At 63.0% G+C, this 16428-nt stretch carries 17 protein-coding genes; 13 read left to right on the forward strand and 4 right to left on the reverse strand.

The features are described 5' to 3' along the window. Window positions 1–20 precede the first annotated feature (20 nt). The 12 genes from acpP (at window position 21) to rarD (ending at window position 11262) form a co-directional block, all read left to right on the forward strand. Window positions 21–260: an acyl carrier protein gene (gene acpP, locus WBF69_RS00005; RefSeq protein ID WP_043680887.1), complete on the forward strand. Its 240-nt coding sequence runs from the start codon at window positions 21–23 to the stop codon at window positions 258–260. 141 nt (window positions 261–401) lie between these two features. After that, entirely contained in the window at window positions 402–1631 is a 1230-nt protein-coding gene (fabF, locus tag WBF69_RS00010; protein ID WP_424259940.1) for a beta-ketoacyl-ACP synthase II, read from the forward strand. Between the two features lie 13 nt (window positions 1632–1644). After that, window positions 1645–2244 carry an RNA polymerase sigma factor RpoE gene (rpoE, locus tag WBF69_RS00015; RefSeq protein WP_424259942.1) on the forward strand — a complete coding sequence of 200 codons (600 nt, stop codon included), beginning with the start codon at window positions 1645–1647 and terminating at the stop codon, window positions 2242–2244. A gap of 9 nt (window positions 2245–2253) precedes the next feature. Continuing rightward, entirely contained in the window at window positions 2254–2760 is a 507-nt protein-coding gene (locus tag WBF69_RS00020) for a sigma-E factor negative regulatory protein (protein ID WP_424259944.1), read from the forward strand. After that, window positions 2760–3779, forward strand: a complete 1020-nt coding sequence (locus WBF69_RS00025; protein ID WP_424259946.1) for a MucB/RseB C-terminal domain-containing protein — start codon at window positions 2760–2762, stop codon at window positions 3777–3779. The genes WBF69_RS00020 and WBF69_RS00025 overlap by 1 nt, the downstream gene beginning before the upstream one ends. Window positions 3780–3802: 23 nt before the next feature. Continuing rightward, on the forward strand, window positions 3803–5284 hold the full coding sequence (locus WBF69_RS00030; protein WP_424259947.1) for a DegQ family serine endoprotease: 1482 nt from the start codon (window positions 3803–3805) through the stop codon (window positions 5282–5284). A gap of 128 nt (window positions 5285–5412) precedes the next feature. After that, a complete protein-coding gene (lepA, locus tag WBF69_RS00035; protein ID WP_424259949.1) occupies window positions 5413–7206 on the forward strand; it encodes a translation elongation factor 4 in 1794 nt (597 codons plus the stop codon). Window positions 7207–7215: 9 nt separating this feature from the next. Next, window positions 7216–8103, forward strand: coding sequence for a signal peptidase I (lepB, locus tag WBF69_RS00040; protein WP_424259951.1), 888 nt, complete (start codon window positions 7216–7218; stop codon window positions 8101–8103). Further along, window positions 8103–8858, forward strand: coding sequence for a ribonuclease III (rnc, locus tag WBF69_RS00045; RefSeq protein WP_424259953.1), 756 nt, complete (start codon window positions 8103–8105; stop codon window positions 8856–8858). The genes lepB and rnc overlap by 1 nt, the downstream gene beginning before the upstream one ends. Next, window positions 8855–9781, forward strand: coding sequence for a GTPase Era (era, locus tag WBF69_RS00050; RefSeq protein ID WP_424259955.1), 927 nt, complete (start codon window positions 8855–8857; stop codon window positions 9779–9781). Before rnc ends, era begins: the two co-directional genes overlap by 4 nt. Beyond that, on the forward strand, window positions 9774–10358 hold the full coding sequence (gene recO, locus WBF69_RS00055) for a DNA repair protein RecO (RefSeq protein ID WP_424259957.1): 585 nt from the start codon (window positions 9774–9776) through the stop codon (window positions 10356–10358). The genes era and recO overlap by 8 nt, the downstream gene beginning before the upstream one ends. A gap of 19 nt (window positions 10359–10377) precedes the next feature. Beyond that, window positions 10378–11262 carry an EamA family transporter RarD gene (gene rarD, locus WBF69_RS00060; protein WP_424259959.1) on the forward strand — a complete coding sequence of 295 codons (885 nt, stop codon included), beginning with the start codon at window positions 10378–10380 and terminating at the stop codon, window positions 11260–11262. 141 nt (window positions 11263–11403) lie between these two features. Here the strand turns inward: rarD and WBF69_RS00065 are convergent, their stop codons facing one another. The 3 genes from WBF69_RS00065 to WBF69_RS00075 all read right to left on the reverse strand — a co-directional run bounded on the left by WBF69_RS00065 (window position 11404) and on the right by WBF69_RS00075 (window position 14152). Then, window positions 11404–12105: a Bax inhibitor-1/YccA family protein gene (locus WBF69_RS00065; RefSeq protein ID WP_424259961.1), complete on the reverse strand. Its 702-nt coding sequence runs from the start codon at window positions 12103–12105 to the stop codon at window positions 11404–11406. Between the two features lie 110 nt (window positions 12106–12215). Then, a complete protein-coding gene (locus tag WBF69_RS00070) occupies window positions 12216–12659 on the reverse strand; it encodes a DNA polymerase III subunit chi (RefSeq protein ID WP_424259963.1) in 444 nt (147 codons plus the stop codon). After that, on the reverse strand, window positions 12656–14152 hold the full coding sequence (locus WBF69_RS00075) for a leucyl aminopeptidase (protein ID WP_424259965.1): 1497 nt from the start codon (window positions 14150–14152) through the stop codon (window positions 12656–12658). The genes WBF69_RS00070 and WBF69_RS00075 overlap by 4 nt, the downstream gene beginning before the upstream one ends. A gap of 99 nt (window positions 14153–14251) precedes the next feature. Here WBF69_RS00075 and lptF point away from each other — a divergent pair, with 99 nt between their 5' ends. Next, window positions 14252–15373, forward strand: coding sequence for an LPS export ABC transporter permease LptF (lptF, locus tag WBF69_RS00080; protein ID WP_424259967.1), 1122 nt, complete (start codon window positions 14252–14254; stop codon window positions 15371–15373). On the opposite strand, the gene WBF69_RS00085 is transcribed toward lptF, so the two are convergent. After that, on the reverse strand, window positions 15346–16308 hold the full coding sequence (locus WBF69_RS00085) for a LysR family transcriptional regulator (RefSeq protein WP_424259968.1): 963 nt from the start codon (window positions 16306–16308) through the stop codon (window positions 15346–15348). The genes lptF and WBF69_RS00085 overlap by 28 nt on opposite strands. Window positions 16309–16428: the final 120 nt, after the last annotated feature.

Here is a 16428-nt window from a genome sequence, read left to right on the forward strand (position 1 = left end):
TTTCCTAACTGGAGATATGCATGGAAAGCATCGAACAGCGCGTCAAGAAGATCGTCGCTGAACAGCTCGGCGTCAACGAAGCCGAGATCAAAAACGAATCTTCCTTCCTTGACGACCTCGGTGCCGATTCGCTCGATATGGTCGAGCTCGTGATGGCGCTCGAAGACGAATTCGAAACGGAAATCCCTGACGAGGAAGCCGAGAAGATCACGACGGTGCAGCAGGCGGTCGATTACATCACCTCGCATAGCAAACAGTAATCTCATCTCGACCCGACGCGGGCGTGATTCGCCGCGTCCGGGCCACGGCAGTTCGTGACGGGTGATCATCGGGCAGGCAGGTCTGCATGTCCGACCTGATGATCTGCCATGAACTGCCTTTTTCATTTTCAGGAGCCATATGTGAAACGACGAGTCGTCATAACCGGATTGGGCATCGTGTCGCCTGTGGGAAATGATGTCGAGACCGCCTGGGACAACCTCATCCATGGCCGCTCCGGTATCGGGCGGGTGACGCGATTCGACGCCTCGGTGCTCAACAGCCAGATTGCGGGCGAGGTCAAAGATTTCCAGGTGACCGACTACATCGGCGTCAAAGAAGCCAAACAAATGGATGCCTTCATCCATTATGGAGTGGCTGCCGGTATCCAGGCCTGGCGCGATTCCGGCCTGGACATTGACACAGAAGACGCGGATCGTATCGGCACGATCATCGGATCGGGCATCGGCGGCTTGCCGCGCATCGAAGAAACCCAGATCGAATACCTGCAGCGCGGCGCCCGGCGAATTTCGCCGTTTTTTGTGCCTGCCTCGCTGATCAACCTGATTTCCGGCCAGCTGTCCATCATGCTGGGCCTGAAAGGCCCCAGCTACGCGGTGGTCTCGGCCTGCACCACCGGCCTGCATTCCATCGGCGATGCCGCCCGCTTGATCGAATACGGCGATGCCGACGTGATGGTCGCCGGCGGCGCTGAAAGCTCGGTCTCGCCATTGGGCATGGGCGGCTTTGCCGCCATGCGGGCGCTGTCCACGCGCAACGACGATCCCGCCACGGCCTCGCGCCCCTGGGATCGCGATCGCGACGGTTTCGTCCTGGGCGAAGGCGCCGGGGTGCTGGTGCTCGAAGAATACGAACACGCCAAACGCCGGGGCGCCCGCATCTATGGCGAATTCATGGGTTTCGGCATGAGTTCCGATGCCCATCACATCACCAGTCCCGACCAGGACGGTCCGCGTCGGGGCATCCTGCATGCTCTGCGCAACAGCGGCGTGAATGCGGACGAAATCAGCTATGTGAACGCGCATGGCACGTCCACTCCGCTGGGCGATAAAAATGAAACCGAAGCCCTGAAACTGGCTTTCGGGGATCATGCGCGCAAACTGGTCGTCAATTCCACCAAATCCATGACCGGCCATTTGCTGGGCGCGGCGGGCGGAATCGAGGCGGTCTTCACGACCCTGGCGGTATATCGCCAGATTTCTCCGCCGACCATCAATCTGTTCAACCAGGACCCGGAATGCGACCTGGACTATTGCGCCAATCAGGCCCGCGATCTGAAGATCGATGTGGCCCTGTCCAATTCCTTCGGTTTTGGCGGCACCAACGGTTCGATGATCGTGAGGCGGTTCTGATCGGGGATCGGGCATGAGCGAGCGCGAGGTAGACCTCGCGCTGGTCGAACGCGTACGGCGCGGCGACCGGCATGCCTTTGACCTGCTGGTCATCAAATACCAGCGCAAGATCATGCGCCTGCTGTCGCGCATGATCCATGATCCCGCCGAGGTCGAGGACGTCGCCCAGGAAGCCTTTATCAAGGCTTACCGGGCCTTGCCCCAGTTCCGGGGGGACAGCGCCTTTTATACCTGGCTGTATCGCATTGCCGTCAATACCGCCCGCAACTGGCAGTCGGCCAGTTTCCGCCGGCCATCGACCGTCTCTGTGACGGAAAACGACGAGGGTGAAACTTTTGACCAGATTGATGGCCTAACTGATCAAAGCACGCCCGAATCCGTGATGGCCAGCCGCCAGATCGCCCAGGCCGTCAACGAGGCGATCGATGCATTGCCCGAAGACTTGCGGACGGCCATTGTGTTGCGAGAGATCGAAGGGATGAGTTATGAAGACATCGCCAGTACCATGCAGTGCCCCATCGGCACGGTTCGGTCACGGATCTTCCGGGCGCGGGAAGCCATTGCCAGTCACTTGCGACCGGTCATGGAACAGGATGCGGGACGCCGCTGGTAAGGAACCCTCATGAATATCACACGCGAACCGGCTGCAGCAGATCACGACTGGGAAGCCTCCGTCTCCTCTTGGGTGGATGGCGAAGCCGATTTGCGAGCCGAAGAGCTCGACAGCCCCTATGGGCGGCAAGTCTGGGATACCTATCATCTGATCGGCGACGTCATGCGCAGTGCGGATCTGGCCATTCAGCCGTCCGAACGCTTTTACGCCAGGGTGTCGGCTGCCCTGGACGCCGAACCCGCTATCGTGGCGCCCGCGCCGCTGGTGCGGCACCACGCCTGGCGCCTGGGCCTGTCCGGTTTGGCGGTGGCGGCAGCGGTGGCCTCGGTGGTCTGGATGGTGCGGCCGTTCCTGGCGTCATCCGATGTCACCCCCGCCGCCACGCCGGTGCTGGCGCAGGCGTCCGAACTGGATGCGAGCGACCCCAGCCTGGCCGACTATATGGCGGCCCATCAGGACATGGCCGGCGCGGGGCCGGTGCGCCAGGCATCCTATGACGGCATGGGGCCACGCTGATGATGGCGCGGCAGGGGGCTGTGCGTTTTAGCCGGCAGGCCTGCGGTTTGCTGGCCGGCCTGATGCTGGGCGCGGCTGCTCAGGCGGCCCAGCCGACTGAGTCTGCAGGCCCCGCTGGCGACGTCCAGGCTTTTTTGCAGCAGATCCAGAAGGCCGCCCGGTCGCTGGATTACTCAGGCGTCTATGTCTACCAACAAGGCCATACCCTGCAGTCCTCGCGGCTGGTACATCTGGTGGACGGCACGGGCGAACGTGAACGCCAGGAAGTCCTGGACGGCGCACCGCGGGAATGCCTGCGTCAGGACAACGTCGAGCAATGCCTGCTGCCGGACCGCAAGCTGGTCGTCATCCGACCGGCGCGCAGCGATCATTTCCCCGGTCTGTTGCTGGGCAATGCTCAGGCCATCGCGGCCCACTACGAGTGGCACACGTCGCCTGGCACCTACCGGGTCGCCGGGCGGGAATGCTCGGTCTCGGAACTCAAAGCCCGCGACCGCCTGCGCTACAGCTACCGCATCTGCACGGATAAGGAAACGCACCTGCTGCTGAAATCCCAGACCCTGGATCCCGACGGGCATCTGGTAGACCAGACCGCGTTCAGCAGCATTCGGGTGGGGGCTGCGGTCCAGTCCTCGGCGCTGACCACGCATTGGGATACGCGCAGCTGGCAGCTGGTGACGGAATCCAGCGCTCCCACGGACCTGCAGTCCCAGGGCTGGCGCTTTACGCTGCCGCCAGGGTTTCAGTCGGTCGCCGAACTGTCGCGTCAGATCGGGCCGGCCCATGCGGTCAAGCAGTTGGTGGTGGCGGACGGTCTGGCGGCAATTTCGATTTTTATTGAAACCTTTGACCCGAAACGTGATCAAACCATCAGACAGGGCGACCTGCGGCAGGGAGCAGTCAGCATCCATCGGATGCGTCTGGCTTCCTACTGGTTGACTGCCGTTGGCGAGGCGCCGGCTCAGACGGTCCGCGATCTGGCCCGCGCCGTGCAATATGTCCCGCAGGCGGCCCGCTAACATATTCCTCCAAGGAGAATTCCATGGCTTTCAATTTGCCCGGCGCACCAGCCGCTAAACGGGCGTTTGCCGGCGCTGCAGCCAGTCTGTTGCTGATTTCCGCTGCGCCCATCAGCGCAGCCCAGGCGCAAGCCGCCGTGTCGACCGCAGCGGCCTTGCCTGATTTCACGCAGGTCGTCTCTGAAACCGAAGTATCGGTCGTCAACATTCGCACCACCGAAGCCGTGCCGGTGCGCCGCTCTGCGATGGGGCCGGGCGGCGATCCCTCGGACCTGTTCCGCTGGTTCTTCGGGCCGGATTTCATGCCGCCGGGCATGGGGCCGCAGGCGCAGCCGAAACGGCCCCACGCGCAGCCTGATCAGCCTGCCCCCAAAGAACGCACCGTACCGCGCGGGATCGGCTCCGGCTTCATCCTGTCCGGCGACGGCTACGTCCTGACGAACAATCACGTCGTGGATAATTCCAACGGCATTTTCGTCACCATGACCAATGGCAAGGAATACAAGGCCAAGGTCATCGGCACGGATGCCCGCACCGATATTGCCTTGCTGAAGATCGACGCCACCGGACTCAAGCCCCTGCCGATCGGGGATTCCGACAAGCTGAAGAAAGGCCAATGGGTGCTGGCGATCGGCTCGCCCTTCGGGCTGGATTCGACCGTGACGGCCGGGATCGTCAGCGCCATCAATCGGGATACCGGGGACTATCTGCCCTTCATCCAGACCGACGTGGCGGTGAACCCCGGCAATTCCGGGGGTCCGCTGATCAATCTGCAGGGTCAGGTGGTCGGGATCAATTCCCAGATCGTCTCGCGTAGCGGCGGCTTCATGGGCATTTCCCTGGCCATCCCCATCGACGAGGTCATGCGGGTGGTGGATCAACTGAAGGCGCATGGCAAGGTCACGCGAGGACGCATCGGTGTGCAGATCACCGAAGTCCAGGATGATGTCGCCAAGGCGCTGGGGCTGGATACGGCGCAAGGCGCGCTGGTCAGCAGCGTGGAGCCGGATGGCCCAGCCGCCAAGGCGGGGGTGCATGCGGGCGACGTGATCACGGCGTTTAATGGCCAGGCCATCAAGCACATGACGGATCTGCCGCGTCTGGTCGGGGCGACGCAACCTGGTTCTACGGCGTCCATCCAGGTGTGGCGCAAAGGTAAGTCGCTGGAATTGAAGACCAAGGTCGGCGAACTGGATCAAAAGGCGGCGGGCGATGAGAATGGTCAGGCCCATGCTGAAGCCGGCACCGACCGTCTGGGGCTGAGCGTCAAGGCGCTGCCGGCGGATTCCGGAATGGATCAGGGCGTTCTGGTCAGCCAGTCCGACAGTCCGGCGGCGGATTCCGGGATCGAGGCCGGCGACATCATCCTGCGGGTGAACAATACCGACATCACCAGCCCGGAACAGTATGAAAAGGTCGTCAAGGGCCTGGATAAATCCAGCCCGGTCGTGCTGCTGGTCAGCCGGGATCAACAGTCCCAATGGGTGATCGTCAAGCTGCCGTGATCCCCTTGGCGGGAAAAAGCTAAAATACGGTCTGTACCGAGGGGGCGCCTTGCGGCGCCCCCTTTTTTAGAGCGCCCCGACGCTCTCCTCCCCTGTCTTCCGACTCTCCCGGTTTTTGCTTGCTGTCTATGGACCATATTCGCAACTTCTCCATCATCGCGCACATCGATCATGGCAAATCGACCCTGGCCGACCGCCTGATCCAACGCTGCGGCGGCCTGCAAGACCGCGAAATGGCGGCGCAGGTGCTGGATTCGATGGATATCGAACGCGAGCGCGGGATCACCATCAAGGCGCAGACGGCGGCGCTGCGCTACACTGCTGCCGACGGCAAGGTCTATGCCCTGAATCTGATCGACACGCCGGGTCACGTGGACTTTTCCTACGAAGTCAGCCGTTCTCTGTCGGCCTGCGAAGGGGCCTTGCTGGTGGTCGATTCCACCCAGGGGGTCGAGGCGCAGACGGTGGCCAATTGCTATACCGCCATCGAACTGGGCGTCGAAGTGCTGCCCGTTCTGAACAAAATGGATCTGCCGTCCGCCGATCCGGATGCCGCCGCGGCTGAAATCGAGGATGTCATCGGCATCGATTCCACCGACGCGATTCAGGCCAGCGCCAAGACCGGCCTGGGCATCGACGAAATTCTGGAAGCCGTGGTGGCCCGTGTGCCGCCCCCGAAAGGCAATCCGGATGCGCCGCTGCAGGCCTTGATCATCGATTCCTGGTTCGACAACTACGTCGGCGTGGTGATGCTGGTGCGCATCGTCAACGGCGCCCTGCGCCCGAAAGACAAGATCCTGCTGATGGCCACCGGCGCCACCCATCTGTGCGAACAGCTGGGGGTGTTCACGCCCAAATCCCAGGCCCGCGACGTGCTGTCGGCGGGCGAGGTCGGTTTCATCATCGCCGGCATCAAGGAACTGGAACACGCCAAAGTCGGTGACACCATCACGCTGGCGGGCAAACCCGCCTCCAAGCCGCTGCCTGGCTTCAAGGAAGTCAAACCCCAGGTCTTTGCCGGCGTCTATCCGGTTGAATCCAGCGAATACGATCAGTTGCGCGATTCCCTGGAAAAACTGAAGCTGAACGACTCTTCCCTGATGTTCGAGCCGGAAGTCTCTCAGGCGCTGGGTTTCGGGTTTCGCTGCGGTTTCCTGGGTTTGCTGCACATGGACATCGTGCAGGAACGCCTGGAACGCGAATTCGACATGGACATCATCACCACCGCGCCCTCGGTGGTCTACGAAGTCCTGAATCGCGACGGCGAATTGCTGATGGTCGACAGCCCCGCGCGCATGCCGGAAGTCGGCCACATCCAGGAAATCCGCGAACCCATCATGACGGTGACGCTGTTCATGCCGCAGGAATACGTCGGGCCGGTGATGTCGCTGTGCACGACCAAACGCGGTGTGCAGCTGAACATGAGTTACCACGGTCGCCAGGTGCACCTCAGCTACGAAATCCCCTTGGCGGAAATCGTGCTGGACTTCTTCGACCGCCTGAAATCCGTGTCGCGCGGCTATGCGTCCATGGATTATGAATTCAAGGAATACCGGGTGGCCGATGTGGTGCGCGTGGACCTGCTGATCAATGGCGATCGGGTCGATGCCCTGTCCATGATCGTGCACCGCGCCAATGCACGGCACCGGGGCCGGGACGTCGTCACCCGCATGCGCGGCCTGATTCCGCGTCAGATGTTTGATATCGCGATCCAGGCGGCCATTGGCGCGGAAGTCGTGGCGCGCGAAAACGTCAAGGCCTTGCGCAAGAACGTGCTGGCCAAATGCTATGGCGGCGATATTTCGCGTAAAAAGAAGCTGCTGGAAAAACAGAAGGCAGGCAAAAAACGCATGAAACAGGTCGGCAATGTGGAAATTCCTCAGGAAGCCTTCCTGGCCGTCCTGCAGGTCGAGGACAAGTAAGGATCGTCGATGAGCTGGGATTTTGCATTACTGCTGTTTATCGCCCTGGTGGTGACCGGCGCGGTCTGGCTGCTGGATCGTGTGCGCCTGCGCGGGCGCCGTCGGGCACGCGCCGAGGCCGCCGCCCAGGCTTGTCGCAACAATGCCGCTGGCTTGGATCCGGACGCCCTGCAGGCCGAATGCGCACAGATATACGATCGCGCCTTTCAAGCCCCCTGGTGGGTGGAATACTGCGTCAGCTTTTTTCCGGTGATCCTGTTTGTGTTTGTGCTGCGGTCTTTCGTGGTCGAACCCTTTCGCATTCCGTCCGGTTCCATGCTGCCGACGCTGGAAAACGGCGATCTGATCCTGGTGAACAAGTTCCAGTACGGTATCCGCCTGCCGGTCATCGACCGCAAAATCCTGGACCTCGGTGCGCCGAAGCGCGGCGATGTGGTGGTGTTCCGCTATCCGGTGGACCCTTCCGTGGACTACATCAAGCGCGTGGTCGGTCTGCCGGGCGATGTGATCGACTATCGCGATAAAACACTGTCCGTCAATGGCCAGCCCGTGCCGCGCGAACGCGATGGCGACTATTTCGAACCGGATCGTTCCGCCTATGTGGGCCAGTATCTGGAACAGCTGGGCCAGGTGTCGCACCGTATTTTGCTGAATGCCAATGCGCCTCAGGATTTCATGCCGATCACGCGCTTTCCCGATTTTCAGGACTGCCGTTATCTGGATGGCGGGGTGCGCTGCACCGTGCCGGCAGGCCACTACTTCATGATGGGCGACAACCGCGACAACAGCCTGGATAGTCGCTATTGGGGCTTTGTGCCGGATCGCAACCTGGTCGGGCGGGCATTCTTCGTCTGGATGAATTTCAGTTCGCCCAGCCGGATCGGCGGGTTCCACTGATGGTCAGCCTGGATATCCTGCAGACGGCCCTGGATTACCGCTATCGGGATCAGGCCTTGCTGGAACAAGCGCTGACGCACCGCAGCCACGGCATGCCGCACAACGAGCGCCTGGAGTTCCTGGGGGATTCGGTGCTGAATTTCGTCGTGTCGGCCTTGCTGTTCACCGAACATGCCGAAATGAACGAAGGCGATCTGTCGCGCGTGCGGGCCAATCTGGTCAAGCAGGCGGCGTTGGCCGACATCGCCCAGAAACTTTCTTTGTCCAACTACCTGCGCCTGGGCGAAGGCGAGCTGAAAAGCGGCGGCTTCCGGCGCCCGTCCATTTTGGCCGATGCTCTGGAAGCGATTTTCGGCGCTCTGTACCTGGATGGCGGGTATCCGGAGGTCAGCCGGGTGATTGAACGGCTGTACCGGCCCGTCCTGGCGAACATCGACGTGCGCACCGTCGGCAAGGACCCGAAAACCCTGCTGCAGGAAATCATGCAGGGGCGCGGTCTGGATCTGCCGCACTACGAGGTCGTGTCCACCCGGGGCGCAGCCCATAACCAGACCTTCGACGTCATCTGCTCGGTGGCGCAACTCGATATCCGGGTTCAGGCATCGGGCAGCAGCCGGCGCGCCGCCGAACAGGCTGCTGCCGGGCAGGTCATCGCGGCGGTAGAGGCCTTGGGGCCGCCCCATCGGTCGGGGCGGCGCCATCGCAAGTCCGCCCAGCTATCCCTGCCGGTGGCGGTTTCCCAGGAAAAGAAATGAGCGACGATACCCAGAATTCCTCTTCCGCCGCTGCTGGCAAAACCGCCAGCCGCTGCGGTTTCGTGGCCCTGGTGGGGCGCCCCAACGTCGGTAAATCCACGCTGAGCAACGCCCTGATCGGCGCCAAACTCTCTATCGTGTCGCGCAAGGCGCAGACTACCCGGCACCGCATCCACGGCGTGCTGACCCAGGGACCCGACCAGTTCGTGTTCGTCGACACGCCGGGGTTTCAGACTCGTCATGGCGGGACCATGAACCGCATGATGAATCGGGTCGTCACTCAGGCGCTGGCGGAAGTCGACGTCGTGGTGCACGTGGTCGAGGCCGGTAAATGGTCTGCCGGCGATGCCGCCGTGGTGCCTCTGCTGCCTCGGCAGCGCCCGGTGATCCTGGTCGTCAACAAGATCGACACCCTGAAGGACAAGAATGCGCTGTTTGCCTATGTGACGCGCCTGACCCAGGAATTTCCCTATGCGGCGGTCGTGCCGGTCAGCGCGGCGCGAACCGTGCAGCTGGACGTATTGGTCAGCGAGATCGCGAAACACCTGCCGGAAGGCGAGCATCAGTTCGACGCCGACGCTTTCACCGACAGGCCGGTGCGCTTCCTGGCCGCCGAGCTGATCCGGGAAAAGATCTTCCGTCTGGTGGGCGATGAATTGCCCTATGGCTGCACGGTGGTGATCGAACAGTGGGAAGAAGACGACACCGGCGTGCGTATCGCCGCCTGCGTCGTCATCGAACGCGACAGCCATCGCCCCATCCTGCTGGGAGCGGGTGGGCAGCACATGAAGCGCATCGCGACCGAGGCGCGTCAGGACATGGTGAAACTGCTCGACAAACCGGTGTTCCTCGACATCTACGTCAAGACCCGCAAGGGCTGGTCCGGACGCGAGGCCACCTTGCGGGAACTGGGCTATGACTAGACGGGGCTTGCGCATCCAGGATGCGCAAGGCTATGTGCTGCATACCAGCCCGTGGCGCGAAACCTCGCTGATCGTTCAATGCTTTACGCGCGCCCACGGCTGTGTGGCGCTGGTGGCCAAAGGCGCCAAGCGCCCCTATTCGGCGCTGCGGCCTGTGCTGGTGGCCTTTCAGCCGCTATGGTTGTCGTGGTCGGGATCCGGCGAAATCCATACGCTGGTGCGGGCGGAATCCGGTCCTGTGCGGCTGCTGAATGGCCGGGCGATGATGTCCGCCTGGTATCTGAACGAACTCATCCTGCGCCTGCTGGCCCGCGAGGACCCGCACCCCGGTGTCTATGACGCCTACGAAGCGGCCTTGAGCGCGCTGACGGGGGGCCGTCCCCACGCGGCGGTGCTGCGGCGCTTCGAATGGCTGTTGCTGGAACAGGCGGGTTATGGGCTGGATGCGCCCATGCCGGATTTCGACGATGCCGCTGCCGAGCCGGTCCTGAGGCAGGCGCTGCGGGAACGGCTCGATGAGCTGCTGGACACCCCTTTGCGTACCCGTCAGGTCCTGATGGATCTGCAGCGTTATTAATTTTTTCTAAGCAGGTTTCATGAAGCAAGGCATTATTCTGTCGGTCGCTTCCTCGGCCCTGTTTGCCGGCATGTACTTCTATGCGACGCTGATGCAGCCATTTGACGGCGACATCGTCTTTGCATGGCGCATTCTGATGGGCTTGCCGATGATGGCCCTGGTCGTGCATCGGGCGCGGGGCTGGGGTCCGCTGCGCGCCACGGCGCATCGTTTTTCACAGGGCCGTTTTCTGGTGGCGATGCTGTTGTGCTCGGCCCTGCTGGGGGTGCAGCTCTGGCTGTTCGTCTGGGCGCCGCTGCACGGCTATGCTCTGGATGTGTCCATGGGGTATTTCCTGCTGCCGCTGGTGATGGTGCTGGCCGGCAGGCTGGTGTACCGCGAGCAGCTCAGCCGCTGGCAGCTCTGGGCGGTGGGCTTCGCCATCTTGGGCGTGGCGCATGAATGGTGGCGGCTGGGTTCGGTCTCCTGGGCCACCGCCTTGGTGGCGCTGGGCTATCCGCCGTATTTCATGCTGCGCCGGCGCCTGCGGGTCGATGCCTTGAGCAGCCTGTGGTTCGACATGCTGTTTCTGCTGCCGGTGGCGATCCTGATCCTGCAATCCCAGGCTTCCGAGGCCGCCCGTATTTTTGCGGATCACCCGCGCCTGCTGCTGCAGGTACCTCTGTTGGGGCTGCTCAGCGTGGTGTCGTTGTCCATGTACCTGGCGGCCAGCCGCATGCTGCCTCTGGGCCTGTTCGGCTTGCTCAGCTACGTCGAGCCGGTGCTGCTGTTCTGGGTGGCATTCCTGCTGATGCGCGAACCCGTCGCCCCGGCCCAGTGGCTGACCTACGGGCCGATCTGGCTGGCGATAGGGCTGATCGCCGCCGAGGGTGTGAAGAACTTGCCCCCACGCCGCGCAGGCTGACGCCTGCTTGCTGCCCCCCGAGGGGGCCCTTTTGCCTTGGGACGGCCCGGCGGCGAAAGCTGCCCCCACGCCGCGCAGGCTGAAAGCAAAAAAATGGCGGGCCGAAGCCCGCCATGTGTCGCCGAGGGAAGGGAAGCGCGATCAGTCGCGGTTGCCGCCCAGTACGCCCAGCAGCATCAGCAGATTGCTGAAGATGTTGTACAGGTCCAGATAGACCGCCAGAGTGGCCGAGATGTAGTTGGTTTCGCCGCCCTGGATGATCCGCTGCAGGTCGACCAGCAGAAAGGCGGAAAAGATGCCGATGGCCAGTACCGACAGGGTCAGCATCAGGGCCGGGATCTGCAGGAAGATGTTGGCCACCATGGCGACGATCAGCAGCATCACGCCCACGAACAGGAATTTCTGCAGGTGGGTGAAGTCGCGTTTCGTGGTGGTGGCCACCGTGGCCATGGCGCCAAAAACCGCCGCCGTGCCGCCGAAGGCCAGCATGATCAGTTGGGCGCCATTGCCCATGCCCAGGACGAAGCTGAGCAGATTGGACAGCATCAGCCCCATGAAGAACGTGAAGCCCAGCAGCAGGACCACGCCCAGCGAGGAATTCTTATTGCGTTCGACCAGGAACATCAGGCCGAAGGCCCCGACCAGGAAGGCGATGGTGCTGGTGCCGGGATTGGCGGCCATGATCTGGCCCATGCCGAACTGCAGGCCGACGGCGGCGCCCAGCACGGTGGGGATCAGGGACAGGGCCAGCAGCCAGTAGGTATTGCGCAGCACGCGGTTGCGCGCGGTGACCGAGGCGTCGTAGGCGCCGGCGCGAGGTAGGGTGTGGCGGAAGTCAGACATGGTATTTTCCTGTCGTACGTCAGATGATCCTGACGGTTATAGCATAGCGGATAGATCAATCTTACATTGAGCTGAACGTCATCGTCCAGGTTTCTGTCAGTTTGACCCTGTCAGGGTTCCCAAGTTCCCTGGGACAGCTGATGGCCCCGGACGTCGTGACCGGCATCCCGGTAGTGCATCCAGCGGCTGCGGGCCGCCTGCAGGTCGGCTTCGTGCCCGGAGACGATTTCCAGGATGCGGTCGAAGCGTTCCGCGCCGGGTGGGCAGGACAGGTCCAGGTTCAGCAGCCAGCCGATGGCCGGGGCGGCGTCCAGGGCCGCCGCATCGGCCGCCAGCAGGACGTCCGCCTGATCGGCCAAGGGGTCGTCCAGGTGCGCGTGGGGGATGAAGCTGACGGGATCGAAATCCCAGAGCAGGCTGTCAAAGCGCCGCAAGCGTCGGGGGTCGGTGCAATAGACCAGCAGGCGGTGGCCGGCCTGCACGTGGCGGGCCGTGGTGCGGCAGGCCGCCCGCAAGCGGTGGGCGGCCCCATAGGCGAAATCTACTCGGCTCATGCCGAGCATTGCCCCAGCAGGAACTGCGTCAGCAGCGGCACCGGGCGACCGGTCGCGCCTTTCTGTTTGCCTTCCAGCCAGGCGGTGCCGGCAACGTCCAGGTGCGCCCAGCGGTATTTGCCGGTGAAGCGAGACAGGAAGCAGGCCGCCGAGATCGAGCCCGCCGGGCGACCGCCGATATTGGCCATATCGGCGAAATTCGACTTCAGCAGATCCTGGTAGGCGTCTTCCAGGGGCATGCGCCAGGCGGGATCCTGGGCCTGGCGACCGGCGGCCAGCAGTTCGTCGGCCAGGGTGTCGTCCTGCGAGAACAGCCCGCTGTTGACGTGACCCAGGGCGATGACGCAGGCGCCCGTCAGGGTGGCCACATCGATGACGGCAGCCGGTTTGAAGCGCTCGGCGTAGGTCAGGGCGTCGCACAAGATCAGCCGGCCTTCGGCATCGGTGTTCAGGATCTCGATGGTCTGGCCGGACATGCTGGTGACGATGTCGCCGGGTTTGAGCGCCGTGCCGCTGGGCAGGTTTTCGCAGCTCGGCACGATGGCGATGATTTCACGCTGCAGGTCGAGTTCGGCGACCGTGCGCATGGTGCCCAGCACGCTGGCGGCGCCGCACATATCGTATTTCATCTCGTCCATGCCGGGACCGGGCTTCAGGGAAATGCCCCCGGCGTCGAAGGTGATGCCTTTACCGACCAGAACAATGGGCGCAGCCTTGCGGGCGGCGGGGGCGCTGGGGGTGTGGCGCAGCACGATGAAGGCCGGGGGTTCGACCGAACCCTGCGCTACCGACAGGAAAGAACCCATCTTCAGGGCTTCGATTTTTTTCCGGTCCAGCACTTCGGCTTTCAGGGTCTTGAACTGCTTGGCCAGGTCGCGCGCCGTCTGACCAAGATAGGTGGGGGTGCAGAGGTTGGGGGGCAGGTCGCCCAGCAGGCGGGCCAGGTTGACCCCGGCGCCGATGGCTGCGCCTTGCGCCAGCGCGGTCTTGGCCTGGGCGGCCTGGGCGCGGGACAGATGCAGGACGAAGCTGCGCAGTTTGACGGCGGGCTTGGCCTGGCTGAAGGTCCGGTCATAGCGATAGACTGCCGCGCTGACCAGACGTGCCGTGGTGCGGGCGCAGTCGGCCAGGTTTGCGTCGTGCACGTTGAGCGCGCACAGAGCGGATGCCGCCGTGCCGACGCCGGCGCGGACGCAATAGGCGGCAAAGGCCTGATGCGCCTTGGCCAGCGTCGCCGCCGTCAGGCTGTCCTGGCGGCCCAGGCCGAGTAAAATGATCCGATCAGCCGTGACGCCCGCAGGGTTGTGCAGGGTCAGGATCGCGCCGGGCACCGCATCGAATTCGGACTGGACGACGGCGCGGATGGCGCCGCCGGACGCCTGATCCAGAACGTCGGCGGCGGGGCTGAGGATGCCGTCCTGAAAGATCCCGACGGCCAGCGCCTGGGTTTTCAGGGTCTGCAGAGTCGTGGTGGTGCTTGTGCTAAATTCCATTGGTTTTCCTTTGATCCGGCAGCTTGCGTGATGCATTCGACAAATCAGTCAGATGCCACGGTTGCTCAAGATTGACGGCCCATTATTCCGCATTTTCCCATGTCATTGTTCAAGCGCGCCGTCTTTTCAGAAATCACCAGCCACGCCGGCATCGTGTTTTCCACTTTATTGGTGGTCTGGCTGAGCGTGCTGGTGGTGCGTTTGCTGGGGGATGCCGCAAACGGCGACATCGGCGCCAACGTCGTGCTGGGGCTGGCCGCTTTTTCCAGCATCACGGCCCTGCCGATCATCCTGTCGGTGGCGCTGTTCGTCGCCGTGCTGACGACGGTCACGCGCAGCTACCGCGAATCGGAAATGCCGGTCTGGTTTGCCAGCGGCCTGTCGCTGGCCGATTGGCTGCGACCGGTGATGGTGTTTGCCTTGCCGGTGGCCGCCCTGGTCGCCGTGCTGACCTTGTCGGCCTCGCCTTGGGCGTATGGCCAGATCGCGGAATATCGCCAGCGCTTTCAGCAGCGTTCGGATCTGTCCAAGGTCACGGCGGGTCAGTTTATTGAAACCGATGGCGGACAGCGGGTGTTTTTCGCCGAATCGCCGTCGCGCCCGGACGATGAGCTGGGCAAAGTCGTGGCTCGCATCGTCGAACCGGAATGGCTCAGCATCGTGACCGCCGACAGCGCGGCGATCCGCACGGAAGCCAATGGCGATCGTTTTCTAGTGCTGGGACCCGGTCATCGCTATGACCTGAAGCCCGGCACGCCGGAACTGCGCCTGCTGGATTTTGATCGCTATGGCGTTCGCATCGAAAGCCGCACAGATCCTGGGGCGCTGGACTCTGCCCGCCAGAAAGCGCTGCAGGAAATCAAGGCCCGCCCAACCCTGGATTTATTGCAGCGTGGAGACACGGAATCCTTGTCTCAGCTGATGTGGCGTTTGGCCCTGCCGATTGCCGTCCTGAACCTGGCGCTGATCGCCTTGCCGATGGGGGCGGTGAATCCGCGCCTGGGGCGCTCGGGCGATCTGCTGCTGGCGGGGCTGCTGGCCCTGCTTTACATGAATCTGATCAATCTGTCGCGTGGCTGGATTAGCACCGGGGTGCTGCCCTTCGGCATCGGCGTCTGGTTGGTGCATGCCTTGTTCCTGGCGCTTGGGCTGGGGCTGCTGTGGCGGCGCATCCGCATGCCCAAACCGCGCCGTCAGGCGTCCGGTGCCCCGCTGGCATAGGACGGAACCCAGCTCTCTGGCGGGGTGCGCAAGGCGCGTTCGTCGCCTTGCAGCAGGCCGTGATTCAGTTCGACGGCCTGCTTCAGATAATTCCACAGCGCCATGACGCGCCGGGTCTGGCGCAGATCTTCATGGCAGTACATCCAGAAACTGCGGCTGACGCGAATATCCTGTTCCAGCACCGGCGTCAGCCGGGAATCCTGGGCCGCCAGAAAGCAGGGCAGGATGGCCAGCGCCTGTCCGCCCAGGACCGCCTGGTATTGCGCCAGCACGCTGGTGCTGCGAAACACGACATTGGCCGCGGGTTTCAGATCATCCAGATAGCGCAGCCGGTCGCTGAACAGCAGTTCGTCCACGTAGCCGATGAAGCGGTGTTGCGTCAGATCGTGAGGCCGGCGGATACGCGGCTGGCTGTCCAGGTAGGACTGGGTGCCGTAGAGCTTCAGGGAATAATCCGCCAGCTTGGTGCAGACGTAGGGGCCGCGCTGAGGGCGTTCCAGGGCAATGGCGATATCGGCCTCGCGCTTGGACAGGCTGATGTAGCGCGGCACGGGCATGATATCCAGTGTCATGCCGGGGTGGCGGCGCTGGAAATCCACCATCAACGGCGTCAGGATGGTGCTGCCGAAGCCTTCGGTGGATCCAATCCTCAGGTGGCCGGTCGGCCCCTGGGATGAGCCGGACAGCGCTTCGCGGGCGGCCAGCAGGGCGCTTTCGACCTGCTCGGCATACGTGAAGAAGTGCAGGCCTTCTTCGGTCATGGAAAACCCGCTGGAGCGCGATTTTTCAAACAAGGTGACGCCCAGGTCGAGTTCCAGGCTGCGGATGCGTCGCGTGACGGTGCTGTGCCGCACCCCCAGCCGCTGGGCGGCGGCGCTGGCTCGCTGTGTGCGGGCGACTTCCAGAAAATAACGGATGCTGTCCCAGTCACTCATGTCTTGTGCAAATATCGTCAACCAATGTGCAAATATTTTCATAGTAATAAGTTTTTTACACAACTACACTGGGAAACGACAGTGGGCGGCGTGTTGGTCTGGCAGCCCGCCTTGCAGCAT

The organism is Castellaniella sp., from assembly GCF_049673105.1.
GTDB lineage: Bacteria > Pseudomonadota > Gammaproteobacteria > Burkholderiales > Burkholderiaceae_B > Castellaniella.